This is a genomic window from Rhizobium sp. B230/85 (genome assembly GCF_019355735.1).
Taxonomy (GTDB): Bacteria; Pseudomonadota; Alphaproteobacteria; order Rhizobiales; family Rhizobiaceae; genus Rhizobium; species Rhizobium rhododendri.
Genome location: NZ_CP072156.1, coordinates 2,248,889 through 2,274,369, shown reverse-complemented (window position 1 = coordinate 2,274,369; position 25,481 = coordinate 2,248,889). Strand labels below are relative to the sequence as shown.

Sequence of the window (25,481 nt, the reverse complement as noted above, 5' to 3'; positions counted from 1 at the left end):
CGACTTGCGATAATAGCGACGCAGCTTCTTCAAACATAACAAGACGGGCTCGATGCCGCCGATGAAAGACACTTCCCCATTCTACATCACCACCGCGATCGCCTATCCCAATGGCCGACCGCACATCGGCCATGCCTATGAGCTGATCGCCACGGATGCGCTGGCCCGCTACCAGCGGCTGGACGGGCGCGAGGTGTTTTTTCTCACCGGCACCGACGAGCACGGCCAGAAGATGCAGCAGACGGCAAAGCTCGAAGGGATTGCCCCGGAGGCTCTGGCATTGCGCAACTCGGACGAATTCCGTGCGATGGGCAAGCTGCTGAATTCATCGAACGACGACTTCATCCGCACGACGGAAGAGCGTCACCACCAGACTTCGCGCGACATCTGGAACCGGATGGCCGAGAATGGCGACATCTACAAGGATTCCTACGCCGGCTGGTATTCCGTGCGCGACGAGGCCTATTACCAGGAAAACGAAACCGAGAAGCGCGCCGATGGGTTGCGCTACGGGCCGCAGGGCACGGTCGTCGAATGGGTGCAGGAGGAGAGCTACTTCTTCCGCCTGTCGCAGTACCAGGACAAGCTGCTGGCGCTCTACGAGAGCGATCCCGAATTCATCGGCCCCTCCGAGCGCCGCAACGAGGTGATGTCCTTCGTCAAATCGGGGCTGCGCGACCTGTCGATCTCACGCACCACCTTCGACTGGGGCATCAAGGTGCCGAACGACCCATCGCATGTCATGTATGTCTGGGTCGATGCGCTCACCAACTACCTGACCGCGACTGGCTATCTGGAAGATCCCAATGGCCCCCGGGCAAAATTCTGGCCGGCCGATGTCCATGTGATCGGCAAGGACATCATCCGGTTCCACGCCGTCTACTGGCCGGCGTTCCTGATGTCGGCCGGGTTGCCGTTGCCGAAGCGGATCTTTGCCCACGGCTTCGTGCTGGCCAAGGGCGGAGAGAAGATGTCGAAGTCGCTCGGCAACGTGCTCGATCCGTTCGAGCTGATTGCCCATTTCGGCCTCGACCCGATCCGCTATTTCCTGATGCGCGAAATCTCGTTCGGGCAGGACGGCAATTGCAGCGAAGACGCCATCGGCACACGCATCAACGCCGATCTTGCCAACGGCATCGGTAACCTTGCCAGCCGTTCGCTGTCGATGATCGTCAAGAATTGCGACGGAAAAATTCCGGAATGCGGGCCTCTGTCAGATGAAGACAAGGCGATGTTGGCGCAAGTCGATGCCCTGGCCGATATCACCCGTGACGAGATGGGCAAGCAGATGATCCACCGGGCGCTGGCGGCCATCATCGCCGTCGTGTCTGAAACCGACCGGTACTTTGCCGGCCAGGAGCCCTGGGCGCTGAAAAAGACCGATATCGTCCGCATGGGAACCGTGCTGTACGTAACCGCCGAAGTGGTTCGCCAGATCGCCATCCTGCTGCAGCCGTTTGTGCCGGATTCGGCAGCCAAGCTGCTGGACCTGGTGGCCGCGCCTGCGGACAAACGCGATTTCGCGGCGCTGGGCGAGGCGGGTCGTCTCGTGCCGGGCACCCCGCTCGAAGCACCGAAGCCGGTATTCCCGCGCTACGTGGCGCCGGAGGTCTAGGACGACATGCTGATCGATACCCACTGCCACCTCGATTTTGCCGATTTCGCCGAGGAGCGCGATGCCATCGTGGCGCGTGCCCACGCATCCGGCGTCGGCCAGATGGTGACGATCTCGACACGTGTCGCCAAGCTGGACGGCCTGCTGGCGATCACCGACGCCTATCCGTCTGTGTTCTGCTCCGTCGGCACGCACCCGAACAATGCCGACGAGGAGCTCGACATCGAGGTCGAGGATCTCGTGCGGCTGTCGCGCCATCCGAAGGTGGTGGCCATCGGCGAGGCCGGGCTCGACTATTTCTACGACACGGTGAAGCCTGAGGACCAGCGCACCGGCTTTCTCCGACATATCGCTGCGGCGCGCGAAACCGGCCTGCCGCTTGTCATTCACAGTCGCAGCGCCGACGACGACATGGCTGAAATCCTGACCGAGGAAACAGGGAAGGGCGCCTTCCCCTTCATCCTGCACTGTTTCTCGGCGGGTGCCGATCTGGCAGCCACGGGCGTTGCGCTCGGCGGCTATATCTCGTTCTCCGGCATCCTGACTTTCCCCAAATCCGAGGAACTGCGCGCGGTGGCCAGGACCGTCCCGCATGACCGGCTTCTGGTCGAGACCGATGCGCCATACCTTGCGCCAAAACGCTGGCGCGGCAAGCGCAACGAGCCGTCCTACGTCGTCAACACGGCTGAAGTGCTGGCCGAGACCATCGGCGTCAGCAGTGCGGAAGTTGCGGCGCTGACGACCGAAAATGCATTCAGGATTTTTTCGAAGATGCCGAGGATCTGACGGCGTGACCTACAGGCGGCGGTTCACCATTCTCGGCTGCTCATCGTCTCCGGGCGTTCCGCGCATCACCGGCGACTGGGGCGCCTGCGACCCGACCAATCCCAAAAACAGGCGCAGCCGGGCGGCATTGCTGATTGAACAATTTGGGCCGGATGGCGGCGTTACCACCGTCGTCGTCGACACCGGTCCAGACTTTCGCGAGCAGATGGTCCGCGCCAGGGTCGAGGCAATCGACGCGGTTCTCTATACCCACGCGCACGCCGACCATATCCACGGCATCGACGACCTGCGCGGCTATTTCCACATCGACAACAAGCGCATTCCGATCCACGCCGACAGGGTCACCATGGACCGCATCCGGCAGGGTTTCGGCTATTGCCTGGAAACACCGACCGGCAGCAATTACCCGCCGATCGTCGAGCCTGTCATCATTGAGGATATGCAGGCGTTCGCAATCGACGGCGCCGGCGGCCCGATCCATGTCCAGCCGCATCTCCAGCAACACGGAGACATCCAGTCGCTCGGCTTTCGCATCGGCGACGTCGCATATTGCAGCGACGTCAGCGATTTCCCGCGAGCATCCGTCCAGGCTCTTGGCAACCTCGACGTGCTGATCATCGACGCGCTCCAGTACCGGTTACATCCAAGCCATCTGTCGCTAGAGCAATCGCTCGACTGGATCAGCCGCCTGAAGCCACAGCGCGCCATCCTGACCCACATGCACACACCGCTCGACTACGCCACCGTTCTCAGAGAAACACCAGCCAACGTCGAACCGGCCTACGACCAGATGAGCTTCGCGTTCGAGATCGACACGCCGGAGTAGCCGTGGATCTGCGATGGGTGCGGGGTTTGGTAGTATGTGGCTATCCACATCAGTTCCATAATCTATCTTATCCACCTTTTGCATCTAGTCGGGTACATTCTATTTTCAAGTGCGACATGCCAATGATTTCAAGGATTTATGACCGCTATGATAGTGTGGAGGAATGGAACGCACCTACTTGCAGCTCGACATGGACGAACGCCAGGATATTGCGCGATGGACCCCTGCCCGTTGTTGCCAGCGTGGCCATGGGCGGCGACTGAGACGTGAGATTTAGCGCAGGATCAATGTCCGCCGTCTGGCCGGCTCTCGTTGCAGCTTCGGTAAACCCGCGTCACACTTTTCTCCGCAGCGGAAAGTGAAAAGCCCGGCCGCGTGGAAGCGGTCGGGCTCTTTGGTTTTGGCGGGTCAGACCCGGCGGTGGTTTGTTATTTCTTGACCAGTGCTTCCATTGGAACTGGCTCGGAGATCGTCCAGTTGCCAACGACGCCGGGCTTGCCGTTCTTGGTTTCGACGATCAGGTAGCGCGCCTTGTTCTGGTGGTGCAGTTCGGCGGTGAAGGTGCGCGGTCCAAAGAGCGTCGGCTCGTCCTTCATCTTCTCGAGTTCGGCAACCACTGCGTCGGCATCGGTCGTGCCTGCGCGCTGGACGGCCTTGGCCCAGACGTCGATCATCGAATAGCCGGGATAGACGTACTGGCTGGAAGGATCCGTGCCGGTCTTCTTCTTATAGACGCCATTGAATTTCTGCACATCGGGATTTGGGTCGTCGCCGTAGATCGAGCCCTGGACCGGCGTGTAGAAGTTCGACAGGTCCGGCACGGCCGACAGCCAGTAGCTGCCATCGACGCCGGAGCCGTTGAGGATCATCGAGTTGATGCCGGCGGCGCGGATCTGCTTGATCGCCGAGACGGCGCCCGGCATCATCGTGCAGAGCATGATGGCGTCAGGCTCCTTGGGGAGCGACTTGATGCGCGTGATCTGGGCGGCGATCGAGGCATCTTCGTTCTTGAAGGTATCCTGGCCCACGAGCTTGGCGCCTTGGGCTTCAAGCTTCGGCATCATCCAGTCGAAGCCGTCGCAGATGCCCTTGTTGTATTCCGTCCAGGTGTCGAGCAGGCGGTAGAAGGTCTGGGCCTTCTTTTCCTTGAAGGCCCATTCGGCCATCGTCGCGCCCTGGACAGCTGCCAGCACGGAAGCCGAGAAGCTGTGCTTGCCGACGCCCTGGATACCGGCCTTGACCGATTCCGCGCAAAGGAAGAACGACACCAGTCCGGCATCTTCGGCGGCCAGTGCTGCCGGTGCCCCGAAATCGTAGTCGCAGGAAACGACTACCAGACTTGCGCCCTGGTCGATGACCGACAGGCCAGCCTTGGCGCCTTCTGCACGGTCGGACTTGGTGTCGGCGCTGACGACTTCGATCTTCTTGCCGAGCAGGCCGCCGGCAGCGTTGATCTCATCGATGCGGATCATCGCGGCATCGGTTGCGGGCTTGTCGTAAGCCTGCATGAAGCCGGATGCGGCCGTCGCAAAGCCCACAACGATCTTGCTGTCGTCGGCCATGGCCGGAACTGCGGCCGCGGCGAATGCCGTGGCCAGAACTGCTGCAAATAGTCTTCTTACGTATTCCATTAGCTGCTCCTTTATTGCCTGACGATTGTTGTCCTCGTCGGCTATTTGTTATGTTTACGCCTGAAAAACGTGATCTCGCGATTGCCTATCAAGCCGGCAGGACGAAGCGCGAGAATGACGATCATGATGACACCGAGGGCGATCTCCTGGAGCCCCTTGGGAAGAGCGAGGGTGACTGTGCCCACGGGGACACCCGCCTCCAGCCAGCGAAGAACCTGGATGAGGGCAGAGAGAAGGACCACCCCGATCACCGCGCCGGAAAGGCTGCTCATGCCGCCGACAACGAGCATGGAAAGCGTGATGAAGGTGAGGCCGAGATAAAAATTGTCGGGCGTGACGACGCCGATCGAATGCGCCATCAGAGCGCCTCCGAGGCCCATGACCACGCCCGAGATGGTGAATGCGACCAGCCGCTCCTTCGGGATATCGACGCCGGAGGCGGCAGCCGCCGTCGGCTCGTCGCGGGCGGCGCGCAAGGCCAGTCCCGAGCGCGAGATGGCATGCGCCCAGGCGATGAAGATGGCGAGGACGGCCGCACCCACATAAGGCCAGATGAGGCGCACGATGGGAATGCCCACCACCGACGACGTCGCGCCGGTAACATCCTGCCAGTTCGAGTAGATGGTATTGATCATTGCCAGCATCGCGAAGGTGGCGATCGACGCGGCAATGCCCGACAGGCGCATCAGCACCCGCCCGAAAACCAGGGCCGCCAGCCCGGCAAAGATCGCCGCAATAATCGCAGACTCCCAGTACGGAAGACGCGTCTCGAGCAGCCACCCGGGCAAGCCCGGAAGCGCGCTCTTCTTCATCATCGGGCTAATGGTCAGCCACGCTGCGGCATAGGCACCCATGCAGGTAAAGCCGATATGGCCGAAGCTGAGGACCCCGGAGTTGCCGATGAAGATATAGAGCCCGACGACCAGGGTGATGCGGACGAAGACATCGATCACCGCCTGGTTGAACGGACGCGAGCCGGTCATGACGGTCAGCACGGCGATCGCCAGCATGAGCAGAGACAGCAGGATCGGCGTCATGATCGTGCGCCGGGCGAGCGCGAAGGGTGCGGGCTTGCGCGGCGATGCCAGTTCGGCCGGCAAGGCGGGAGCGGTTGCAGTGGTCATGGATCAGACCCTTTCCTTGGTGCCGCGCGCGGCGATCAGACCTTGCGGACGGAAGAGGAGGACGAGGATGACGGCGCCATAGACGAAGGCATCACGGAACGGACGCGCATCGATCGGCAACACCACCTGCATGATGACGGAGGCAGCACCCAGCAGGAAGCCGGCAAGCACTGCACCCGGAAGACTGCCGAGGCCGCCGATCACCGTTGCGATGAATGCCATCAGCATGATCGCCCCGCCCATCTGGATATCGGCGGTGCCTGTCTGGCAGACGAAGATCAGCGAGATTGCGCCAGCCAGCGCTCCGGACAATGCGAAGGCCCCCATGATCACCCGGTTGGCCCTCACCCCGAGCATCCGTGCCATCGAGAAGTTTTCGGCGGCTGCGCGCATTTCCAGCCCGAACCTCGTGCGGCGCAGGAAGAGCGAAAGGGCGATCAGGATCAACACTGTCGCGACGATGGTGATCAGCTGCAGCAGAGGCAGCCGGGCGCCGAAGATCTCCACCGGTTGCGAGAGCATCGGCAGCAGCGAGATCGACTTCGGGCGGCTCGTGAAGAGCATCAGCAGGAAGTAGCGGATGACGAAACCGAGCGCGAAAGACGCGATCATCATGGTGGCCGGGTTGGCACGGCGGAAGCGGCGGAAGACGACGATTTCGCAGAGGACCGACAGCGCAGCACCCGTAGCAAGCACCAGCGGCACCAGCAGGTACCATGGCAGGTTGCCGGCAAAGACGATGGCCATCGCATCCGTGGATGGCCAGAGCAATGCGAAGACGCAGAAGGCGATGACGTCCCCGTGGGCGAAATTCACCAGGCGCATGACGCCGAAGATCAGCGCGATGCCGAGGGCGCCGAGGGCATAGAGCGAACCGAGGGACAGCGAGTCAAATACGATCTGCAACATCTCATTTGTCCTCGTAGCCGAAATAGGCGGCCTGGATGGCCTCGCTGGTGCCGAGTTCGCGGGCATCGCCGTCAAGCACGACCTCGCCACCGCGCATCAGCAGCATTCGTCCGCCGACGAGATTGGCGCGGGTGGAACTCTGTTCGACGATCAGCAGCGTCAACTTGCGCAGCGCCTGCAAGGCAATCAGCCGCTCGTACACCTGATCGGTGATGTTGGGCGCCAGCCCGAGCGACGGCTCGTCGATGGCGATCAGGCGCGGATTGGTCATCAGCGCCCGGCCGATGACGAGCATCTGCTGCTGGCCGCCAGACAGCAGGCCGGCCTGGCCGTTGCGGCGTTCCTTCAGCATCGGGAATGTCTGGTAGACCGCCTCGAGATCCTCGGCGACCTTGGCCTTCCAGCCGCGATCCTTTGCCTTCATTCCGGTGCCGACCAGCAGATTTTCCTCGATGGTCAGCGAACCGAAGACATCCCGGCCCTCAGGCACCAGCGAAAAGCCGAGGCGGGCAATATCCTCCGGCGCGCGGCCGGTGATATTGTAGCCGTCGAAATCGATCGTGCCTGCAAAGGCAGGCGTGACGCCGGCAATTGCGCGCAGCAACGATGATTTGCCGGCGCCGTTTGGCCCGGTAATGAAAACCGTGTCGCCATCCCTGATGGAAAACGATACGCCGCGCACGGCCGTCAGGCGACCGTAGCGAACCTCGATATTGGCGAGAACCAGCAGGCTCATAGCAGCACCTCCACGACCGGCAGCGCTGTGTCCGCAGCAGTTCCCATATAGGCGTGGCGGACCTTTTCGCTGTTGCGGATCGCAGCCGGTGTCCCCTCCTCTATGACAGCACCGGAATCGAGCACGACGATGTGGTCGCAGAGACCGAGGACGAGACCGACATTGTGCTCGATGATCAGCACTCCGCAGCCGAGTTCGCGGGCGATCTTGCGCACAAGGGACGACAGGTCGGCCGCCTCCTGGCTGCTCATGCCGGCGGCGGGCTCGTCGAGAAGGATGTAGGCTGGGCGGCCCATCAGCGCGCGGCCGATAGCGACCCGGCGCTCGTCCGTGTAGGGAAGCGTTCCGGCGATACGCGAACCGAGCGATCCGATGCCCATCCAGTCGAGCATGGCCTCAGCTTCGGCGACGGCGGCGCGCCGGCTCATGCCGAGCCCGACGCCGGTCACTTCCAGATTGTCGACGACTGCGAGGTCGCGAAACAGGCGCCCGCCCTGGAACGTTCGGGCGATGCCCCTGCGGCGTACTTGATGCGGCTTGAGGCGATTGAGCGATGCTCCATCGAGCTTCACTTCGCCCTCCGTCGGCGCCTGAAATCCGGTGAGGACGTTGACGAGCGTCGTCTTGCCAGCACCGTTCGGGCCGATCAGTCCGCTGATATGTCCGGGCGTGATGTCGAGCGTCACCGACGACAGCGCCTTGAGCCCTGCAAAGGCGACCGATATGTTTTGCGCGCTCAGTTCAACCATGTTCCCAGTTCCTTGTGTTACCGATGGAAAGGGAACGACGGGTCCGGCCGTGTTACAGGCTGCCGAGTCTAGCTATGTTCCCCTTTTTCGGTACCGGCGATCTCTGCGGACCGCTCGGCTGCCAAAGTCTCGCCGTTTACCGGCTTTGTCTTGTTGTTGCGCGTGCCAGCCTTTTGTCGGCTGGCGCTTCGAAGGGCCGGCTCGCGCCGACCTTAGCCTCGTCCCTTCCCTCGCCAGTCCTGACCGGTCGCGGGCCGCTGCCTCAGGCGGTCAGGTATTCTTCCGCCTTCCGGAGCTCGGCGCGGCGATCGGCGCGCGCAGCAAGAGCTTCCTCGAGGGTGACGGGAACGAAGCGCGCCGGCGTATGGGGCTGCATCTGGGCGATGCGATCCATGTCTGCCGAAATCACCACGCCGAGCATCATGTAGCCACCGCCCGATACGGCATCGCGGTGGAGTACGATCGGCTCCGTGCCGCTCGGCACCTGAACCGAGCCATAGGGGTAGCAGGCATCGACGATATTGGAAGGGTCGGAACCTGCACCAAAAGGCTGTTCACGGGGCATGAATTCGAGCGGTGTACCCCCACGAAAGCGGTAGCCGATGCGATCTGCCTCAGGGGCTACCTTCCAGGTATCCTCGAAGAACCGCTTTCCGGCAGCCTCGGTGATCCTGTGCCAGTAGATGCCGGGCAGCATGCGCAGTTCTGCCGGCATCGCGCCGAGGCCGCGCAGGGCCGCTGGTAGCGAGCGGCCGGCGGTACCTGTTGCCTGCCCGATGGGAAGCTCGTCACCGGCTTTCAGCACGCGGCCTTCAAAGCCGCCGAGCGCGCCCAGCACGTAGGTGGAGCGGGACCCGAGCACGACGGGCACGTCGATGCCGCCCGAAATTGCAATATATGCGCGCGCGCCGGATTTTAGGTAGCCAAAGGAGAGACGGTCGCCCGCCTTGACCTCGAAGCTTTCCCAGGTTGGGCGCTCCTCGCCGTTGACCTTGGGCGGCAACTCGCCGCCGGTGATGGCTACCACGGCCGGTTGAGTGAACTCCAGCTCAGGCCCCATGAACGTCGCTTCGAGGACCGCTGCTCCTGCGTCGTTGCCGACAAGCAGGTTTGCCATGCGGCTCGAAAACCGGTCCATGCCGCCGCCTTCGGGGATGCCGACGTGATAATAGCCGGGGCGACCGAGGTCCTGCACGGAGGTCGCAAGGCCGGGACTGATGACTTTAACGGCCATTGAGAAGCTCCATCAGTTGGACATTGGTACCAAGCATGTCTTTGTTGAAGTCGGTGAGCTTGAAGGTGCAATCGCGCGTCGTGGGCTGCCAGCGGTTCGCCTCGATTTCCTCGAGCGTGCCATCGTATTCGTCACGCGTGATCGACTTGAACTTGACGATGTCACCCGGCTTGAAGAGGCACATCTCGTCGATGAGATAGCGGATCTTGCGGGTCGGGTCATAGATCGGTGCCGGCGTGACGCCGTACATCTGGTAGCCGCCGGCGCCGCGCACCGAATAGATCGCCGCAAAGCAGCCGCCGTGACCGACGGTGAGTTTCGGTGTGTCCGTACGGGGACGCAGGTATTTCGGCGCCTCGATCTGCTTCTTGCGCTCCACCATCTGGTATAGCCATGGCAGGCCCGCCACGAAGCCGACCATGGAAACGAACCAGGGCTGACCGGAATAGGCGGCGATGAATTCCTCGATCGTGGCGTATCCGTTTATACGGGCCGAATATTCGAGGTCCGTCGCGCTGGGGTCCTGATGGCGCTCGCGGAAGCGCATTTCCGTCTCATGGGTCCAGGGATCCTGGAAATAAACGGGAAGCTCGATGATGCGTGTTTTCAGCGAGGCGTCGGACTTTGACGCGGCGTCTTCCATTGACTGCAGTTCTTTCAGAAGATCCTGCGGCGCAATGATATCCGGATCGAAGCGGATCTGGAAGCTCGCATTGGCCGGGCAGGTCTCGGTGACCCCTCGGATACCGGCCTCGCGAACCGCGTTGATCATCGAAAGGCCGGTGAAGAACGAAGTGAGCGACATTTCCTCGGACACCTCGCCGAAGATGTGTTCGTCACCGCCGAAGTTGAAGCGTATCGACATCGGTTCTCCTTTTCAGCTGGCAAGCGCCGCTGCGTTTTCGACAAGCCAGCCTTCCAGCCAGCGCGTATGCACGTTTCCTGATTGGACTGCCGGGTCTGCGGCAAGTGCCAGAAACAGCGGCTTGGTCGTCTTCATGCCCGAGATCTCGAGTTCGCCCAATGCCCTTTGAAGCCGCGCAATCGCCCCTTCCCGGGTCTCTGCGTGGACGATCAGCTTGGCGAGAAGTGAATCGTAGAAGGGCGGTACCTGGTAACCGGCGTAGAGCATCGAATCGAAGCGAACGCCGGGGCCGCCGGGTATCCTGAGATCGCCGACCTTGCCCGGAAACGGCGCGAAATCCTTGGCGGGATCTTCCGCGTTCAGCCGCACTTCGATTGCGTGTCCGCTGACCCTGATATCGGCCTGGGACAATCGCAATGGCTCGCCGCCGGCAATCCGCAGCATCTCCGCCACGAGATCGATGCCGGTCACAGCCTCGGTCACGGGATGTTCGACCTGGATACGGGTGTTCATTTCGATGAAATAGAAGCGGTCGGCGGCATCGTCGTAGAGGTATTCGACTGTCCCCGCGCCGGAATAGGCGACGGCCTTTGCGAGCGCTACGGCCGAGGCGCAGAGTTCTTCGCGCAGCGCGTCTGAGAGGGCTTGCGAAGGCGCCTCCTCCCAGACCTTCTGGCGACGACGCTGCAGCGAGCATTCCCGCTCGTAGCAATGGACCGCATTATGGCCGTCGGCAAGCACCTGCACCTCGATATGGCGGGCACGGCCAATGACCTTCTCCATATAAAGCCCCCCGTCCCCGAAGGCAGCCAGGGCTTCGGCCTGGGCCTGCGGATAGGCTTGCTCGAATTCGGCCGCCGAGTTGGCGATGCGGATGCCACGTCCGCCACCGCCGGCGGCGGCCTTGATCATCACCGGGAAACCGGTCTCGGCCAGTACGTCCCGCGCCGCCTCGATGCTTTCGACCCGACCGACCGAACCCGGAACAACTGGAACGCCGGCAGCAGAGGCAGCGAGGCGCGCCGAAACCTTGTCTCCCATCAGGCGGATTGCATTGCCGGAGGGGCCGACGAAGACGAGGCCTGCCGCACTCACGGCATCGGAAAACTCGGCGTTTTCAGCCAGAAAGCCGTAGCCTGGATGGATGCTGTCACATCCGGTGTCGCGGGCTGCCGCCAACAGGGCCTCGATGTTGAGATAGGACTTCTTGGCTGCCGGTGGGCCGATGTTGACGGCTTCGTCTGCCAGCTGAACATGCAACGCATCCGCATCGGCCGCGGAGTATACCGCTACCGTAGCAATGCCGAGGTCCTTGGCAGCGCGGATGACGCGCACTGCTATCTCGCCACGATTGGCTATCAGCAACTTCTTCAGCATCAGCCGACGTCCGCCAGCGGTGCGCCTGCCATGACAGGGTCTTCGTTGTCGACAAGAAAGGAGATGCCGCTACCGGCAACCTCGGCCTTAACCTCGTGGAAGGACTTCATCACCTCGATCAGGCCGATAACGTCACCGATTGCGACATCGTCGCCGTCGGCCTTCAATGGCGGCTGGCCTGGTGCCGCACTGCGGTAGAACGTTCCGGGAAGCGGTGAAAGGATCTGTGGCATGGAATGGGTCTCCTGTTCCGACAATGCAAGATGGATGCAGGCAATAAGGCCGCCATGGATGGCGGCCGCCGAAATCAGTGCCAGGGCGCGATTGCGCTGCGCACGGCCTTGGCAATATCGATAGCGTTCGGCGTATCCGAATGCACGCAAATCGTTTCGCAGCCAACCGGGAAGAGACTGCCGTCGGTAGCCGTGCCCTGTTTGTCCGTCAACGCGCGGACGCAGCGGGACGCCATCAGCTCCGGATCCATGGCCGGATGCTCGCGCGTGACGATCAGCGCACCCGCCGGCGTATAGTCGAGATCGGCATAGAATTCCGGGATGAAGCGGATGCCGCGCTGCGGGTAGATGCTTTCGTGCAGGGTACCTGTCATGCCGAACACCGGCACACCGAAGACTTCTGCCGCATCACATATGCCTTGAGCGACTTCTTCCTGGCGGGCGGCCATGTTGTAAAGGCTGCCATGCGGCTTGATGTGATTGAGCGGCATGTTTTCCGCTTTCAGGAAACCGAGCAGCGCGCCGACCTGGTAGATGACCGAGTTGGCGATCTCTTGCCGGCTCATCTTCATCTCGCGTCGGCCAAAACCCTGGAGATCAGGAAGCGACGGGTGTGCCCCGACTTTGACGCCATGCTCCTTGGCGCGGAGGACTGTCGTTCGCATATGGTCGGGATCGGATGCATGGAAGCCGCAGGCCACATTCGCCGCATCAATAAGCGGCATAAGCCCGGCGTCGTCGCCCAGCCTGTAAAGGCCAAAGCTCTCTCCCATGTCACAGTTCAGCGTGACGCTCATCGTTGTTGTGCCCCTTATAAGCTGCCGTCTTTGCGGCGTTGCACAAATCTTGTCCGAGCTTTTGCCTCTTGTGAAATAGTAATTTTCGTAATGTAATATCGAAAAAAACGATAATAAGAAATTGGTGGAACAGACATGAGCATCACACTGAAACAACTAGATTATTTTATTGCGTCTGCAGAAAGTGGACAAGTCAGCCACGCGGCCGTCAACCTCAACATCTCCCAATCGGCGGTAACGGCAGCGATAAAATCGCTGGAAGAGGAGCTCGGGGTCAAGCTTCTGGAGAGGACGCATGGAGGTGTGCGGCTGACGATGGAGGGCGCCCGGTTCCTCGATCACGCACGGATCATCACCGGAGCGGTCGCCGCTGCGGTTCACAGCCCTCTGCGCGAGCGTGCGGAACTGTCGGGAAAACTCACCATGGGCATGACTTACACGGTGACCGGCTATTTCATGTCGAAATACTACGCGCGCTTCCGAAAGACCTACCCGCATATCTCGGTGGAGATCAGGGAATTGCCCCGCGCCGAAGTCGAGCGACAGCTGGCCAGCGGCGACCTGGATATCGCGATCATGCTGGTCTCCAACCTGGCGAATTCGGACGAACTCGAACAGGAACTGCTGCTGCGATCATCACGCCGGCTTTGGCTCTCCGCCGATCACCACCTGCTGTCAAGGACCGAAATCAGCCTCGCCGACGTCGCGCAGGAGGACTATGTGATGCTGACCGTCGACGAGGCGAGCACGACCGCCACACGCTACTGGGATGCTGCCGGTAAAAAGCCGAATGCCGTGTTGACGACCAGCTCCGTCGAGGCCGTCCGCTCGCTCGTCGCAGCCGGTGTCGGCGTCACTATCCTGTCGGACATGGTTTATCGGCCGTGGTCTCTCGAGGGGCAGCGCATCGAAGTTCGCAGACTGATCGAACCCGTCCCCAGCATGGATGTCGGCCTGGCCTGGGCGCGCGCCCGACCTATGGCCACGGCTGCAGCGACATTCCGAGCTTTCATGTCCGTGACACTTGGTGGTGGGGGCTGAGCCGGCAAGTTACCTTAGCCTGCTGCCTTTGCACTATCGCGGTCGGATCTGACTGATGGCGCTGACGATTTCACGAAACAGCGGTGCCTCAGCGAGCGATTCCAGCGGGACCGACAGCTTGGGCTTCCAGTTCGGATAGCTGGTGCTGGTGCCCGGAATGTTGGTCGGGTTCGGTTCGTTGGTGAGGTCTGCAAGCCTGACCGCTACCATCGCGGATGGCGTCTGCGCGATATAGCGATAGGAGGCTACGGCAAGGGCAACACTTTCGTCTTCGCCCGTTGTTATCGCTGGCTCGCGAACCTCGGCATCTGCAAAGGCACGAAGCAGGTCATCACGCTCCTCCTGCCTTGCGATCTCGTGGACTTCGGCAAGCTCGGCGGGCACCAGCCGATGCTCGGAGCGTAGCGCAATGTCGTCGCCGCGCCACCAGCCCGTAAATGTCTGGTGATCGTGGGTGGAGACGCAGGCAAGCGCGAGGGCCGGGTAGGCTTCCGGAGCGATGAACCCCTGCCCGTTTCGCTCGTAAGACAGAATGCGGTAGGAGAGTATCTGCGCGTCGGCAAGGTCTTCGCGGAGACCACCGGGAATATTGCCGAGATCCTCGCCTATGACGATAGAGCGGTATTGCTGCGATGCACTGGAGAGGACCTGCAGCAGGTCTTCCTGCGGATAGGATACATAGGCCCCGTCTGCCGGAGTGCCGCTGGTGGGTACGAGGAAGAGGCGCGAAAGAGCGGCCGCGTGGTCGATGCGGATCGCGCCGGCGTAGCGCATGGCAGCCGCCAGCATCTTGTGGAACGGCGAGGCTTTGCCGGATGCGATGGCGTCCGGCAAAAGGGCGGCCAGCCGCCAGTCCTGGCCGTCGATGGCATAGGGTTCGGGCGGGTTACCGATGCTGGCGCCGGAGACGTAGAAATCCGGATCGCTCCAGGTTGCGGAGCCATCAAGCGCCTCGCCGACGGCAAGGTCGAGGTATAGCCCGATGCGCATGCCACGTTCCCTGGCACGGGTGCCGGCTTGGCCGAGTTGCTGATGCGCCAGCCACTGCAGCCATTTGTGGAACATGATGTTTTCGGAGTGCTCCTCCGCAAAGCGGCCGACCTCCTCTGAAAATGGAGTGCGATAAGCATCCGGCCATGCGTGCCAACCGGTCCCGACACCGCCCCTGCCCATCTCCGTGGAGAGGGCTTCAAACAGAGCGTGTCGCTGCAGGCCTTCGCCGCCTTCCGAGACATAGGCGGCAAAATCAGGGCTGCCGCGACCGCCCTTCCCGCTCGTCCAAAGGTCCCGGAGCACCTCGAGCTTCAGTTCCGCCACTTGCCTGTAGTCTACAAGCTCCGTGGCACGAAGTCGCCGGATGCGCTCATCCAGCGCGGGCGTCATCGCGAAGCCTTCCACCGCATCGACTGAAATATAGAAAGGGTTGAGAAAATGCCTGTTGGAAGGCTCATAGGGGCTGCAGCGCTCGGGATCGGCCGTGAATGGCGCGTGCAGCGGGTTAAGGCCAATGAAGTCGGCACCCAGCGGGCCTGCCAGATCGCAACAAGCCTCGAGATCGAGGAAGTCGCCGATGCCCCAGTTGCGGGCTGAACGAAGCTCGTAGAGCTGCAGGCTGAGACCCCAGCACGGACGATCTATGAGCTCCGGAGGCAGGAAGCAGTTGGCGGGGCCTGTGGGTGCTGTTTCATCATCGAACGTGACCTTGAGCGCCGTCAGCATCATCCGCAGTGTAGCGTCGGATACTGCCGTTGTGCTGCCGTCCGAGGACGGCCGGCGGAGGTCTATGCCGTGGGTGCGGGCAAGGCTTCTCAGGCTCTGATGATGTTTCTGCATTGGCTGTCAATTCCTCGAGCGCCGGGACGGAGGCCCTTGCGGCGTTGCTAGGACAACAAAATCGGTTTGCTATTGTTCCGAACCAATCGCCAGCCATTGGGTAGATGAGCGTCGGAATGCTCTCCCTGAAGTCTCCGTGGCCCGGAGTGGCGACGGACCGAACTGACCTACGCCGCTCGCTGCAACGAACTGATTTTCTTTGCTGTGCAGCCATCCTCATGGCAATAGAGCGTGTTGCCGGCATGCCGCTGGCTATGGAAGCCTAAACCGATCGTGAGGACCAAAGCATGCAGTTTGCCCGCATCAACGATTTGATGATCCATTATCAAATCATCGGCGCGCCGGCCGACAAGCCGACCATCGTCTTTGCCAATGCTCTCGGCACAGATTTCCGCATATGGCGCGACGTGATCGTCCGGCTTGCGGGCGATTTTGCCATCGTGCTCTATGACAAGCGCGGTCACGGCCTGTCGGATGTCGGCCAGACCCCATATGCGATCGAGGACCATGCCGGCGACCTCGCCGGTCTTCTCGACATGCTTTCCGTCAGCAATGCGTATATCTGCGGCCTTTCTGTCGGTGGGCTCATTGCCCAGTCGCTTTACCAGCGCCGTCCCGAACTGGTGCGAGGCCTCATCCTCTGCGGCACGGCGCCAAGGATAGGGACACCCGACCTCTGGAATGACCGCATCGCCGCAGTTAAGGCCGGCGGCATAGAGGCGCTTGCCGACGGCATCATGGAGCGATGGTTCACGGAAGAATTCCGACGCCCAGAGAATACAGCCTATGCCGGCTATCGGAATATGCTGGTCCGTCAGCCGGCGGAGGGATACGTGGCGACCTGCGAGGCGTTGAGAGACGCAGACTATGAGACGGCGGCGACGTCCATTGCCGTACCGACGATCTGTGTCGCCGGCGGTAAGGACGGCTCGACACCGCCTGACGTCGTATTGGCAATGGCCAAGCGCATTCCCGATGCGCGCTATGAACTGATCCGCGATGCAGGACACATAGCCTGCGTTGAACAGCCGGCGTTGCTCACCGAAATCATCAAGGCCTTTATCGCGGAAGTCGAGACGGGTAAGTAGGCGATCTTTCGGTTTCTCAGGCCGCGTAGGGCATGGCCTGGGAGACGAAATTGCGGGCCGACTGACGCTGCTCCTGGATGTGCAGCTTTTCGACCATCACCAGCAGGTCGGTGACGCCACCAGCAGTGCCGTGGCGCCGGCCAAGGCGTCGCAACAGGCGTTGAGATACCGTATCCAGCATGGTCTCCATGGTGGACCGCGACGCCTGACGCCAAAGCATCGTCGCCTCGACGAACAGCGTGCTGATATCGCGCGACAATCCGGCGGCTTCAAAGAGGGCACGCACGGCATGCATGCGTCCGGTGCCGAGAATGGACCGCACACGAGGCTCGCTGCAGCCTGAGAGATTGGCGACGGCGCCGGCAAAGAAATCGACCTTGCCGCTGCACAGCGTGTGCATCAGGAAAGCCGGCGTGAGGCGCCCGGACAGCCGCAGGTGCTCGACCATTCCGGAGATTTCATCATGGTTGACGGCACCCGCGATTGCCACGGTGGCCGCCTCGCCTGCCTCTCGGGTCACATGCTGCAGGCGGCGCGGGCTGAGGGTTGCCTGTACGAGCGAAAATTCCGCCAGCGCGTCGCTGACCTGCTGCATCAGCAGATGGCGGGCATCGCAGGGCAAGTCATGCCTCTCGAGAAGCAGCCGGCGGATATCGGCGGAATGGCCCAGCCGATCCGTGACACGCTTCAGCGAAGCGCGCGACCAGCAGGCACCGTCATTCTCCAGAAGGCAAAGAACTTCCTCTTCGTCGCCTATCTCGGCAATGGCCGCAACGACCGACGCACCGAGTGCCCCGCGCGAGGCAATCAGCACCCGCGTCACGCTGTCGCCGCGCGAGGCGAGGTCGACGAGATCGGCGTCGTTAAACAGCGGCGAGCAGAGGATGACCTGGGCAGCAATTTCTGGCTGGTCGGTGGCTAGCGACAGGATGACGTTGCGCGGCGCATCTGCTGCATGGGCCAGTGCTTCCGCGAGAGACAGGCGGACGCGCGGCGATGGATCGTCTAGCAGGAAAGTCATCGCCATCTCGGCCGCATCGCGTTCGGCAGCCGGCATCGTCGTGCCGAGATAGGCCCGACCAAGCGCATTGGCAGCCCTTGCCCTGTCGCCGGCCTTGGCCGTTTCCGTCCAGCGAAGAAATGCCTCTACGATCACTTTTCCGGCCTCGATGTTGGGGACGGCTGCCGTCCGCTACTGTGATTCCGAGACTAGCGGCAAAAAGTTTATGATTGGTTCACCATAGGCGTTAAGCGTCCGGTAAGATTGTCGAATTGGCCGACGACGGGTAAATCGACATCGAATTACGACTTTGGCGTGGGTGGACGCAGCAGTTCGAACACCGTGCTGGCCTCGCTGTAGTCCATATAGCCCATGCGGCCCATGGGCCGTGCCAGTTCCATGTCGAGGCGCCCGTCGCGGATGATCACCTCGTCGATGCGAATGCCGACGACTTCGCCGAACACCATGAAATTGTTGGCCGGCGTCCCGGACAAGGTCATGGGATTACGGATTTCCGTCACCCTGCATTCGAGCACGGCGAAGGCCTCGGAGACGTAGGGCGCATCGATCAGTTCAGCGGGTGCCGCCGTCAAGCCCGCGACATCAAACTCGTCGACCCCATAGGGTACGCTCACCGAGGAGGCATTCATCTGTTCGATCAGGTTGCGGCTGACGAAATTGGCGGTGAACACGCCGGTTTCTTCCGCGTTCCGGGCGCTGTCCTTGCGGCCCTGCGAGGAGAACATGATGATCTTCGGGGTGTCGCAGACAGCGTTGAAGAAGGAGTAGGGGGACAGGTTGATCGAGCCATCCCTGCCCTTGCTGCCGATCCAGCCAATGGGCCTTGGCGTGACGATGGCTTTGAACGGATCATGGGACAGGCCGTGCCGGTTGGTGTCCGTGCTGTAGAACATCAGCCGTCGCCTCCGCCGACCCAGGTCACGGTGTCGCTGAGTTCAGGGCGCGGCCGCTCGGTGATCGGGAAGGTGGTCGATCCGACATGGATGAAACCTGCAACCTTCTCGCCGGGCCTGATGCCGAGCAAAGGATAGGCGCGCTCGTCATAGGCAAACCACTCGCTCAGCCAGTTCGCGACATAGCCATGGGCGTTGGCCGCCATCGACAGATTGAGGCAGAGCGCGCCAGCCGACAGGACCTGCTCCCATTCGGGCACCTTGACATGAGGTCCGGCGGTGCTGACGACAGCGATGACGACAGGCGCGCGGGTGAACCGGGCGAGTTCGACCTTCCTCATTTCGTCGGAAAGGTCAGGCTTTGCCTCCCGCGCCAACTGCAGCAGCGCCTCGCCGATCTTGGCTCGCTCGTTACCCTGGTAGACGATAAAGCGCCAGGGTGCGAGCTTGCCGTGATCCGGCACGCGCGAGGCCAGTCGCAACATGTCCTCGAGTTCGCCCCTGCCCGGCCCGGGTTCGCACATCTGGAAGGCAGGCGTCGACCGGCGGACAGCGAGGTAATCGATCAGCGTGATGTCGTTTTTCATCAGAAATTCCATCGTGGCGACAAGGTCGCAAGGGTCATGAATGGCGATGCCGGTTTGTCGCTGCCGGCTGCGCCGATGTCAATTGCCGCTGCAGGGACAAAACCATGCGAAACCCGGGGGTATGATGGTCAAGGTCTTGAATTTGCCACCGCGTTGGTCTTCTGTTGCGGATTGATACGCGTCATCGATCGGTGGGAATTCATGTCGGCTTTTGTTCATACCGGTCGTATAGGCCTGACGGCGATGCTTTTGCTCGCTACCGGCCTCTCCGTCCGGGCAGACGATGCCTTCAAGGAATTCAAGCAGCTCGACAGTACGGCGAAAATGCCGAAGCTAAACGCTTTCATCTCCCCGGGGACGGACAAGAAGGCAGCCGCCATCCGCGATGTCGCACTCGACGCCAAGCTGACGGCGGATGGGCCGCCTTTGCAACAGGGTCTGTCCTGGTACGTGTTCAGTCCTGTCGCTGGCGGTGACGGAAAACTGCCGCTGGTGGCCAGCTCCAAAGGCGGTTCGGCGGCCTTTCAGCTCGGCCCGGGGGATTATTTCGTCAACGTTTCATTCGGTCGCGCCGGCGTTACCAAGAAGCTCACGGTGCCGGAAAGCGGCGAGACGCAGAAGCAGGTCATGGTGCTCGATGCCGGCGGCATCCTGCTCAACGCGGTGTCCGGCTCCGATGTCAGGATTCCACCGGCCGAGCTCAGTTTTTCCGTCTATTCCAACGAGGTGAAGGAGGACGGGACACGCGGTCTCGTCATGTCCGACGTCAAGCCGAACACGCTGGTGGGACTCAGCGCCGGGACCTACCACATTGTCTCGGAATACGGGCAGGTCAATGCCATCATCCGCGCCGATATCCAGGTCGAGGCCGGCAAGGTGACCGAGGCGACGATCCAGCATCGTGCCGCAAAACTCACTTTCAAGCTGGTTTCGGATGCCGGCGGCGAGGCCATTGCCGATACGGCCTGGTCTGTGCTGACGGCTGCCGGCGATATCGTCGGCGAGAGCGTCAGCGCCTTCCCGACGATGATACTGGCGGAGGGGCGCTACACTGCCGTCGCCCGCAACAAGGACAAGATCTATCAGCGGGATTTCAGTGTTGCGGCCGGCAAGAACACCGACGTCGAGGTGCTGATGAAAGAGCAGCAGCCACAGGATCTGCAGGATCCGGAAAACGGACCTGACGACCAGCTGCAGCAGGCACCTTCGCCGCAGGCACCGGCCGCACAGGCGCCGACCGCACCTCCCGAGGCCGGCGGACCCTCCGCCGTCCAGCCGCCGCTGCCTCCAGGCGACGACGGTACCAGCATGGATTAGCGGGCTCAGGTCGGCTTCGTCAGACTCAGCTGGCGCGGCTGAGAACCGGGCGCTTCGGCGGCGCCATCGAGAACACGGCGCTGTAAAGTCGTGACAGCAGATCCTTGCGATCGGCACCCTCGCTGAGTTTTTCAAAGGTGATGAGGTCACCGATATGGGAGGTGATCGTGCTGCCGGAGAGGCGTCGGAATTCGCGGATCAGCATCGAGATACGAAGCGTCAGGGAAAGCTTGCTCGCAAGGTGGAACAGCCGGCCGTTCTGGCCTTCGAAATAGATCGGAATGACGGACGCCCGCGCTGCCTGCACCAGCTTTGCCGGGAAGATCTTCCAGGGCAGATCTTCCGCCAGACCAAATCCCCGCTTCGCCGTGGCCACGCCGCCGGCTGGAAAGACGATGATGGTCACGCCTTCCTTCAGGAGACGAACGGCCTCGTGGCGGGTCTGCATGTTCATCGCCATCGCTTCGCGGGTTTCCTCGAACGAGATCGGCAACGAATAGGCGCTCATCTCCGGAACCTTGAGCAGTTCGTCGTTGATCAGCACCCGGAAGGGACGACCGAGTTGTTCGGCCAGCGCCAGCACCGCTATCCCGTCGCCGATGCCGAACGGATGGTTGGCGACGATGACGAGCGGCGTGTCGGGCAGATTGACCGGCGGCCAGGCGCCGCGCACGTCCATCCGGATGTCGATAAGGTCCAGCATCTTGCCAAACACACGGTCGCCGGAGGCAACGATGTCGCTGCGCCAGATGTCGTAAAGCCGCGCGTAACGATCTCGGCCCGACAGGCCCTCGATGGAGCGGATGAACCAGCGCTTCAGGCGAGGATCACGGTCATTGGCGTAGGAAAGCACTTTGAGCTTCACGATTGTTCCGGGTAGGCCCCGCCCCTGATCACACTGGCGTCGGTATATTACACTTCGATGTCAGTTCTCTGACAGAGCCAGCACGGCTCTGTCAGAGAGTGATCGCTCAGGCTGCCCGCGCCGCCTTCTCCGCTGCCTTGCGGCGAACGTCCGGAGGCGTGGCTTCCAGCGTCAGGCTTTCGATAGCCGCATCGAGCGACATCGAGGTCTGCGCCTGCGAACCGAGGCGGCGGATATTGACCGAGCGCTCCTCGGCTTCCTTCTTGCCGCAAACGATGATCACGGGCACCTTGGTGACGCTGTGCTCGCGGATCTTGTAGTTGATCTTCTCGTTGCGGAAGTCGGTCTCGACCTGCAGGCCTGCTTCGCGCAGCATCTCGGCTACTTCCATACCGTAGTCGTCAGCCTCGGATGTGATGGTTGCGACGACGATCTGCTGCGGTGAAATCCACAGCGGCATGTGACCGGCGAAGTTCTCGATCAGGATACCGAGGAAGCGCTCCATCGAGCCGCAGATAGCGCGATGGATCATAACCGGCTGGGTCTTTTCCGAGTTCTGGTCGATGTAGAAGGCGCCAAAGCGTTCCGGCAGGTTGAAGTCGACCTGCGTCGTCCCGCACTGCCATTCGCGGCCGATGGCGTCACGCAGCGTGTATTCGAACTTCGGACCGTAGAAAGCGCCCTCGCCCGGCAGGATGCCGGTCTTGATACGCCCGCCCGATTGCGCCTCGATGGTCTGGAGCACTTCCATCATGACGGCTTCGGCGCGATCCCACAGGGCATCCGACCCGACCCGCTTTTCCGGCCGTGTCGACAACTTGACGACGATTTCCTGGAAGCCGAAATCCTCATAGACCGAGAGGATGAGATCGTTGATCTTTAGGCATTCGGCGGCCATCTGCTCGTCGGTGCAGAAGATGTGGGCATCGTCCTGCGTAAACCCGCGCACGCGCATCAGTCCGTGCAAGGCGCCGGAGGGCTCGTAGCGATGAACGTTGCCAAATTCTGCAAGTCGCACAGGCAGTTCGCGGTACGACTTCAAGCCATGCTTGAAGATCTGGATATGGCCGGGGCAGTTCATGGGCTTCAGCGCGAAGACGCGTTCGTCGTCGGTCTCATCGCCGGCAACCGTCACCTTGAACATGTTGTCGCGGTACCAGCCCCAGTGTCCCGAGGTTTCCCAGAGCGACTTGTCGAGCACCTGCGGCGCGTTGACTTCCTGGTAGTCGCGCGCAAGGCGCCGGCGCATGTAGGATACCAGCGACTGGAACAGCCGCCATCCCTTGCCATGCCAGAAGACCACGCCGGGTCCCTCTTCCTGGAAATGGAACAGGTCCATCTCGCGGCCGAGGCGACGATGATCGCGCTTCTCGGCTTCAGCCAGAATGTTCAGGTAGTTGTCGAGTTCCGACTGTTCGGCGAACGCCGTGCCGTAGATGCGGGTCAGCATCGGATTGTTGCTGTCGCCACGCCAGTACGCACCGGCCACCTTCATCAGCTTGAAGGCAGTGCCGATCTGGCCGGTCGAGGCCATATGCGGGCCACGGCAGAGGTCGAACCAGTCGCCCTGGTAGTAAATCTTCAGATCCTGGCCAGCAGGGATCGCATCAACCAGCTGGACCTTGTAGGTCTCGCCCTTGTCGGCAAATACCTGCTTGGCCTTTTCGCGCGACCAGATCTCTCTTGTGAACGGCTTGTTGCGCAGGATGATTTCCTTCATCTTCTTTTCGATGACGGGCAGGTCGTCCGGCGTAAACGGCTCGTTCTTGGCAAAGTCGTAATAGAAACCGTTCTCGATCACCGGACCGATGGTCACCTGCGTACCGGGCCACAGTTCCTGCACGGCTTCTGCCATGACATGGGCCGCGTCGTGGCGAATGAGTTCCAGCGCGCGTGGGTCGGTACGGGTGACGATCTCGATCGCCCCTGAGGTCACCGGTTCGGAGAGGTCCTGTACAGTGCCGTCTATGGTAATTGCCACGGCCTTCTTGGCCAGCGACTTCGATATCGATTCGGCGACATCCCGGCCTGTTGCGCCGGCTGCAAAGCCGCGCACCGAACCATCGGGAAATGTCAGGGAAATAGCATCCGTCATCATAAGCTTCCTTATCCAGTCCCGCCAACCAATGCGGGTGGTGCGTCATAAACGAGATGGGCAATAGGCCGCCGATCTCGCAGCGCCTGATAGATGTTTTCAGGCTTTGAGTAAAGATCAGGCACGCCGTTCATGTTCTACCCGGCCGTGTATGATGTTGTTTATCAGGCGCCCGGCGAGCGGCGCAGGGCCAGATATCGCCACGGCGTCCACCACCGGTATCTGCGCTCGAGAACCTCCGGAACGGGGTCGAAGCCGCTGCTGCCGCCAGGCCCGCAACTGCCGACGCGAAACAACGTCATCCAGCCACCGGGCCAGAGGCCATGTCGTGCGATTGCCTCATAGCCGTATTCCGAACAGGTCGGCAGGTGGCGACAGGAATTGCCGATGAAGCCGGAAAGTGTCAGCTGGTAGAGTCGGATCAGGCCTATCCCGAGCAGCCGGTCCGGGGTCTTGCGGAAGGGACCGGCATAGTTTCTGGATTGGCGGGGTTTATCGTCATGGCCGTGCGCGTCGCACATGGTCAGGCCTCCACGGCTGCGCCGCGTCTGGCCTCGATCTGCTCGATGGCATCGATGACGGCGTCGAATGTCAGCATCGTCGATGCGTGCCGCGCCTTATAGTCCTTGACCGGGCGGAGGTATCGCATCTCCTCGAATCGGCCGACAGGCCCCTCGCCGTCTGCCTTCAGCATCGCCAGCATGTCGCTTCGAGCTTGGCGCAGTTCAGACACGGTCGCCCCGACCACATGGCGTGCCATGATTGACGATGAAGCCTGGCCGAGCGCGCATGCCTTGACGTCGTGGGTGAAGTCGCTGACCACATTTCCATCGAGTTTCAGCCATATGGTGACGCGGGAGCCACATAGACGCGAGTGCGCCTTGGCGCTGGCATCCGCATCCTCAATCACGCCGATGCGCGTTATGTTGCCGGCAAACTCAAGGATTTTGGTGTTGTAGATGTCGTCCATTGCGCTCCGGGCTCCGATATGGCGGTCACTGTATTCTAAACGAAAAACACACCGTGTCCGATCGAACACTTTCACATCGAGGGTGCCGTACTATATGTATCTCGTTCGTAGGACATGATTTTACAACGCTCTTCTGCGAGTTTCACCCGAAACAGTGTACGACGGCCGCGAGAATCTGGACGTATGGACTGATTTTGCCGAAAGCCGTGTCCGGCTGGCAATGTCGCTGACGAGACTGAAACGATCCCTATCGCGGATCAGGAGAGCCTGAAATGGACGCTGTGTTGAAGAATTTGGCGCTGACCGACACCCACCCGGATCGTCCGACTCAAAAGGAAGCCGAGGATGCCGTGCGTGTCCTTCTCCGCTGGGCCGGTGACGACCCGACCCGGGAGGGATTGATCGACACGCCCGCACGCGTCGCCAAGTCGTACCGCGAACTGTTCGCCGGTTACGACCTGGATCCGGAAGATGTGCTTGGCCGGACCTTCGAGGAAGTGGCTGGCTACGACGACATGGTTCTGGTGCGCGACATTCCGTTCTTTTCCCATTGCGAGCACCACATGGTGCCGATCATCGGAAAAGCTCATGTGGCCTACCTGCCGAACGGCCGCGTTCTTGGCCTGTCCAAGATCGCCCGCGTGGTCGATATCTTCGGGCGCCGCCTGCAGACCCAGGAAACTATGACGGCACAGATCGCCACCGCAATCGACGAGACGCTGCGTCCTCGTGGCGTTGCAATCATGATCGAGGCCGAGCATATGTGCATGGCCATGCGCGGCGTGCAGAAGCAGGGATCGACAACGCTGACGACACGGTTCACCGGCTCTTACAAGGTCGATCCGGCCGAGCAGGCGCGTTTCATGACGCTGGTGCGCGGACGCTAATT

General features: G+C 61.6%; 25 protein-coding genes. 7 read left to right on the top strand and 18 right to left on the bottom strand.

Annotation, left to right across the window (positions count from 1 at the left end; translation table 11 throughout):
• Positions 1–61 precede the first annotated feature (61 nt).
• The 3 genes from metG to J5289_RS11050 are packed head-to-tail and all read left to right on the top strand — an operon-like array spanning position 62 to position 3,227.
• Positions 62–1,615 carry a methionine--tRNA ligase gene (gene metG, locus J5289_RS11060; protein WP_209183772.1) on the top strand — a complete coding sequence of 518 codons (1,554 nt, stop codon included), beginning with the start codon at positions 62–64 and terminating at the stop codon, positions 1,613–1,615.
• Between the two features lie 6 nt (positions 1,616–1,621).
• Positions 1,622–2,401, top strand: coding sequence for a TatD family hydrolase (locus tag J5289_RS11055; protein WP_209183771.1), 780 nt, complete (start codon positions 1,622–1,624; stop codon positions 2,399–2,401).
• A gap of 4 nt (positions 2,402–2,405) precedes the next feature.
• Positions 2,406–3,227 carry an MBL fold metallo-hydrolase gene (locus J5289_RS11050; protein ID WP_209183770.1) on the top strand — a complete coding sequence of 274 codons (822 nt, stop codon included), beginning with the start codon at positions 2,406–2,408 and terminating at the stop codon, positions 3,225–3,227.
• 428 nt (positions 3,228–3,655) lie between these two features.
• Here J5289_RS11050 and J5289_RS11045 read toward each other — a convergent pair whose 3' ends face one another.
• From J5289_RS11045 to J5289_RS11000, 10 genes are all read right to left on the bottom strand, one after another.
• Positions 3,656–4,858 carry an ABC transporter substrate-binding protein gene (locus tag J5289_RS11045; protein ID WP_209183769.1) on the bottom strand — a complete coding sequence of 401 codons (1,203 nt, stop codon included), beginning with the start codon at positions 4,856–4,858 and terminating at the stop codon, positions 3,656–3,658.
• A 41-nt stretch (positions 4,859–4,899) separates the two neighbouring features.
• Positions 4,900–5,982: a branched-chain amino acid ABC transporter permease gene (locus J5289_RS11040; RefSeq protein WP_209183768.1), complete on the bottom strand. Its 1,083-nt coding sequence runs from the start codon at positions 5,980–5,982 to the stop codon at positions 4,900–4,902.
• Positions 5,983–5,985: 3 nt separating this feature from the next.
• Positions 5,986–6,891 carry a branched-chain amino acid ABC transporter permease gene (locus J5289_RS11035; protein WP_209183767.1) on the bottom strand — a complete coding sequence of 302 codons (906 nt, stop codon included), beginning with the start codon at positions 6,889–6,891 and terminating at the stop codon, positions 5,986–5,988.
• Position 6,892: 1 nt separating this feature from the next.
• Complete coding sequence (locus J5289_RS11030; RefSeq protein WP_209183766.1) at positions 6,893–7,627, bottom strand: ABC transporter ATP-binding protein; 735 nt, start codon at positions 7,625–7,627, stop codon at positions 6,893–6,895.
• Complete coding sequence (locus J5289_RS11025) at positions 7,624–8,376, bottom strand: ABC transporter ATP-binding protein (protein ID WP_209183765.1); 753 nt, start codon at positions 8,374–8,376, stop codon at positions 7,624–7,626. Before J5289_RS11025 ends, J5289_RS11030 begins: the two co-directional genes overlap by 4 nt.
• 262 nt (positions 8,377–8,638) lie before the next feature.
• Entirely contained in the window at positions 8,639–9,610 is a 972-nt protein-coding gene (locus J5289_RS11020; RefSeq protein WP_209183764.1) for a biotin-dependent carboxyltransferase family protein, read from the bottom strand.
• On the bottom strand, positions 9,600–10,475 hold the full coding sequence (locus J5289_RS11015) for an allophanate hydrolase subunit 1 (protein WP_209183763.1): 876 nt from the start codon (positions 10,473–10,475) through the stop codon (positions 9,600–9,602). Before J5289_RS11015 ends, J5289_RS11020 begins: the two co-directional genes overlap by 11 nt.
• Before the next feature lie 12 nt (positions 10,476–10,487).
• A complete protein-coding gene (locus J5289_RS11010; protein ID WP_209183762.1) occupies positions 10,488–11,852 on the bottom strand; it encodes an acetyl-CoA carboxylase biotin carboxylase subunit in 1,365 nt (454 codons plus the stop codon).
• A complete protein-coding gene (locus tag J5289_RS11005) occupies positions 11,852–12,085 on the bottom strand; it encodes an acetyl-CoA carboxylase (RefSeq protein WP_142822718.1) in 234 nt (77 codons plus the stop codon). Before J5289_RS11005 ends, J5289_RS11010 begins: the two co-directional genes overlap by 1 nt.
• 74 nt (positions 12,086–12,159) lie before the next feature.
• Positions 12,160–12,882 (bottom strand): LamB/YcsF family protein, encoded by a 723-nt coding sequence (locus J5289_RS11000; protein ID WP_142822717.1) that lies wholly within the window; start codon positions 12,880–12,882, stop codon positions 12,160–12,162.
• Between the two features lie 135 nt (positions 12,883–13,017).
• On the opposite strand from J5289_RS11000, the gene J5289_RS10995 reads away from it, so the two are divergent.
• Positions 13,018–13,923, top strand: coding sequence for a LysR family transcriptional regulator (locus J5289_RS10995; protein WP_142822716.1), 906 nt, complete (start codon positions 13,018–13,020; stop codon positions 13,921–13,923).
• A 33-nt stretch (positions 13,924–13,956) separates the two neighbouring features.
• Here J5289_RS10995 and malQ read toward each other — a convergent pair whose 3' ends face one another.
• Positions 13,957–15,756 carry a 4-alpha-glucanotransferase gene (gene malQ, locus J5289_RS10990; protein WP_209183761.1) on the bottom strand — a complete coding sequence of 600 codons (1,800 nt, stop codon included), beginning with the start codon at positions 15,754–15,756 and terminating at the stop codon, positions 13,957–13,959.
• Positions 15,757–16,043: 287 nt separating this feature from the next.
• Between malQ and pcaD the strand changes: the two genes are divergently transcribed.
• A complete protein-coding gene (gene pcaD, locus J5289_RS10985) occupies positions 16,044–16,844 on the top strand; it encodes a 3-oxoadipate enol-lactonase (protein WP_209183760.1) in 801 nt (266 codons plus the stop codon).
• Between the two features lie 16 nt (positions 16,845–16,860).
• On the opposite strand, the gene J5289_RS10980 is transcribed toward pcaD, so the two are convergent.
• From J5289_RS10980 to J5289_RS10970, 3 genes are all read right to left on the bottom strand, one after another.
• On the bottom strand, positions 16,861–18,000 hold the full coding sequence (locus J5289_RS10980) for a DUF2336 domain-containing protein (protein WP_374108271.1): 1,140 nt from the start codon (positions 17,998–18,000) through the stop codon (positions 16,861–16,863).
• A gap of 146 nt (positions 18,001–18,146) precedes the next feature.
• A complete protein-coding gene (locus J5289_RS10975; protein WP_209183759.1) occupies positions 18,147–18,758 on the bottom strand; it encodes a flavin reductase family protein in 612 nt (203 codons plus the stop codon).
• On the bottom strand, positions 18,758–19,345 hold the full coding sequence (locus J5289_RS10970) for a nitroreductase (protein ID WP_209206558.1): 588 nt from the start codon (positions 19,343–19,345) through the stop codon (positions 18,758–18,760). The genes J5289_RS10975 and J5289_RS10970 overlap by 1 nt, the downstream gene beginning before the upstream one ends.
• 243 nt (positions 19,346–19,588) lie before the next feature.
• Between J5289_RS10970 and J5289_RS10965 the strand changes: the two genes are divergently transcribed.
• Positions 19,589–20,662 carry a hypothetical protein gene (locus tag J5289_RS10965; protein WP_247749127.1) on the top strand — a complete coding sequence of 358 codons (1,074 nt, stop codon included), beginning with the start codon at positions 19,589–19,591 and terminating at the stop codon, positions 20,660–20,662.
• A gap of 25 nt (positions 20,663–20,687) precedes the next feature.
• Here the strand turns inward: J5289_RS10965 and J5289_RS10960 are convergent, their stop codons facing one another.
• From J5289_RS10960 to J5289_RS10945, 4 genes are all read right to left on the bottom strand, one after another.
• On the bottom strand, positions 20,688–21,527 hold the full coding sequence (locus J5289_RS10960) for a lysophospholipid acyltransferase family protein (protein ID WP_209183758.1): 840 nt from the start codon (positions 21,525–21,527) through the stop codon (positions 20,688–20,690).
• Between the two features lie 106 nt (positions 21,528–21,633).
• Positions 21,634–23,622 carry a threonine--tRNA ligase gene (gene thrS, locus J5289_RS10955; RefSeq protein ID WP_209183757.1) on the bottom strand — a complete coding sequence of 663 codons (1,989 nt, stop codon included), beginning with the start codon at positions 23,620–23,622 and terminating at the stop codon, positions 21,634–21,636.
• A gap of 164 nt (positions 23,623–23,786) precedes the next feature.
• Entirely contained in the window at positions 23,787–24,143 is a 357-nt protein-coding gene (yidD, locus tag J5289_RS10950; protein ID WP_209183756.1) for a membrane protein insertion efficiency factor YidD, read from the bottom strand.
• A 2-nt stretch (positions 24,144–24,145) separates the two neighbouring features.
• Positions 24,146–24,592, bottom strand: coding sequence for an iron-sulfur cluster assembly scaffold protein (locus J5289_RS10945; protein WP_209183755.1), 447 nt, complete (start codon positions 24,590–24,592; stop codon positions 24,146–24,148).
• Between the two features lie 272 nt (positions 24,593–24,864).
• On the opposite strand from J5289_RS10945, the gene folE reads away from it, so the two are divergent.
• Positions 24,865–25,479, top strand: coding sequence for a GTP cyclohydrolase I FolE (gene folE / locus J5289_RS10940; RefSeq protein ID WP_142822706.1), 615 nt, complete (start codon positions 24,865–24,867; stop codon positions 25,477–25,479).
• Positions 25,480–25,481: the final 2 nt, after the last annotated feature.

Coding starts and splice junctions, on each gene's coding strand:
- pcaD (WP_209183760.1), top strand. CDS start 16,044: ATGCAGTTTGCCCGCATCAACGATTTGATGATCCATTATCAAATCATC.
- J5289_RS11025 (WP_209183765.1), bottom strand. CDS start 8,376: ATGGTTGAACTGAGCGCGCAAAACATATCGGTCGCCTTTGCAGGGCTC.
- J5289_RS11045 (WP_209183769.1), bottom strand. CDS start 4,858: ATGGAATACGTAAGAAGACTATTTGCAGCAGTTCTGGCCACGGCATTC.
- J5289_RS11030 (WP_209183766.1), bottom strand. CDS start 7,627: ATGAGCCTGCTGGTTCTCGCCAATATCGAGGTTCGCTACGGTCGCCTG.
- J5289_RS10970 (WP_209206558.1), bottom strand. CDS start 19,345: ATGAAAAACGACATCACGCTGATCGATTACCTCGCTGTCCGCCGGTCG.
- J5289_RS11000 (WP_142822717.1), bottom strand. CDS start 12,882: ATGAGCGTCACGCTGAACTGTGACATGGGAGAGAGCTTTGGCCTTTAC.
- malQ (WP_209183761.1), bottom strand. CDS start 15,756: ATGCAGAAACATCATCAGAGCCTGAGAAGCCTTGCCCGCACCCACGGC.
- J5289_RS11020 (WP_209183764.1), bottom strand. CDS start 9,610: ATGGCCGTTAAAGTCATCAGTCCCGGCCTTGCGACCTCCGTGCAGGAC.
- metG (WP_209183772.1), top strand. CDS start 62: ATGAAAGACACTTCCCCATTCTACATCACCACCGCGATCGCCTATCCC.
- J5289_RS10965 (WP_247749127.1), top strand. CDS start 19,589: ATGCTTTTGCTCGCTACCGGCCTCTCCGTCCGGGCAGACGATGCCTTC.
- folE (WP_142822706.1), top strand. CDS start 24,865: ATGGACGCTGTGTTGAAGAATTTGGCGCTGACCGACACCCACCCGGAT.
- J5289_RS11040 (WP_209183768.1), bottom strand. CDS start 5,982: ATGACCACTGCAACCGCTCCCGCCTTGCCGGCCGAACTGGCATCGCCG.
- yidD (WP_209183756.1), bottom strand. CDS start 24,143: ATGTGCGACGCGCACGGCCATGACGATAAACCCCGCCAATCCAGAAAC.
- J5289_RS11010 (WP_209183762.1), bottom strand. CDS start 11,852: ATGCTGAAGAAGTTGCTGATAGCCAATCGTGGCGAGATAGCAGTGCGC.
- J5289_RS11005 (WP_142822718.1), bottom strand. CDS start 12,085: ATGCCACAGATCCTTTCACCGCTTCCCGGAACGTTCTACCGCAGTGCG.
- J5289_RS11055 (WP_209183771.1), top strand. CDS start 1,622: ATGCTGATCGATACCCACTGCCACCTCGATTTTGCCGATTTCGCCGAG.
- J5289_RS11035 (WP_209183767.1), bottom strand. CDS start 6,891: ATGTTGCAGATCGTATTTGACTCGCTGTCCCTCGGTTCGCTCTATGCC.
- J5289_RS10945 (WP_209183755.1), bottom strand. CDS start 24,592: ATGGACGACATCTACAACACCAAAATCCTTGAGTTTGCCGGCAACATA.
- thrS (WP_209183757.1), bottom strand. CDS start 23,622: ATGACGGATGCTATTTCCCTGACATTTCCCGATGGTTCGGTGCGCGGC.
- J5289_RS11015 (WP_209183763.1), bottom strand. CDS start 10,475: ATGTCGATACGCTTCAACTTCGGCGGTGACGAACACATCTTCGGCGAG.
- J5289_RS10975 (WP_209183759.1), bottom strand. CDS start 18,758: ATGTTCTACAGCACGGACACCAACCGGCACGGCCTGTCCCATGATCCG.
- J5289_RS10995 (WP_142822716.1), top strand. CDS start 13,018: ATGAGCATCACACTGAAACAACTAGATTATTTTATTGCGTCTGCAGAA.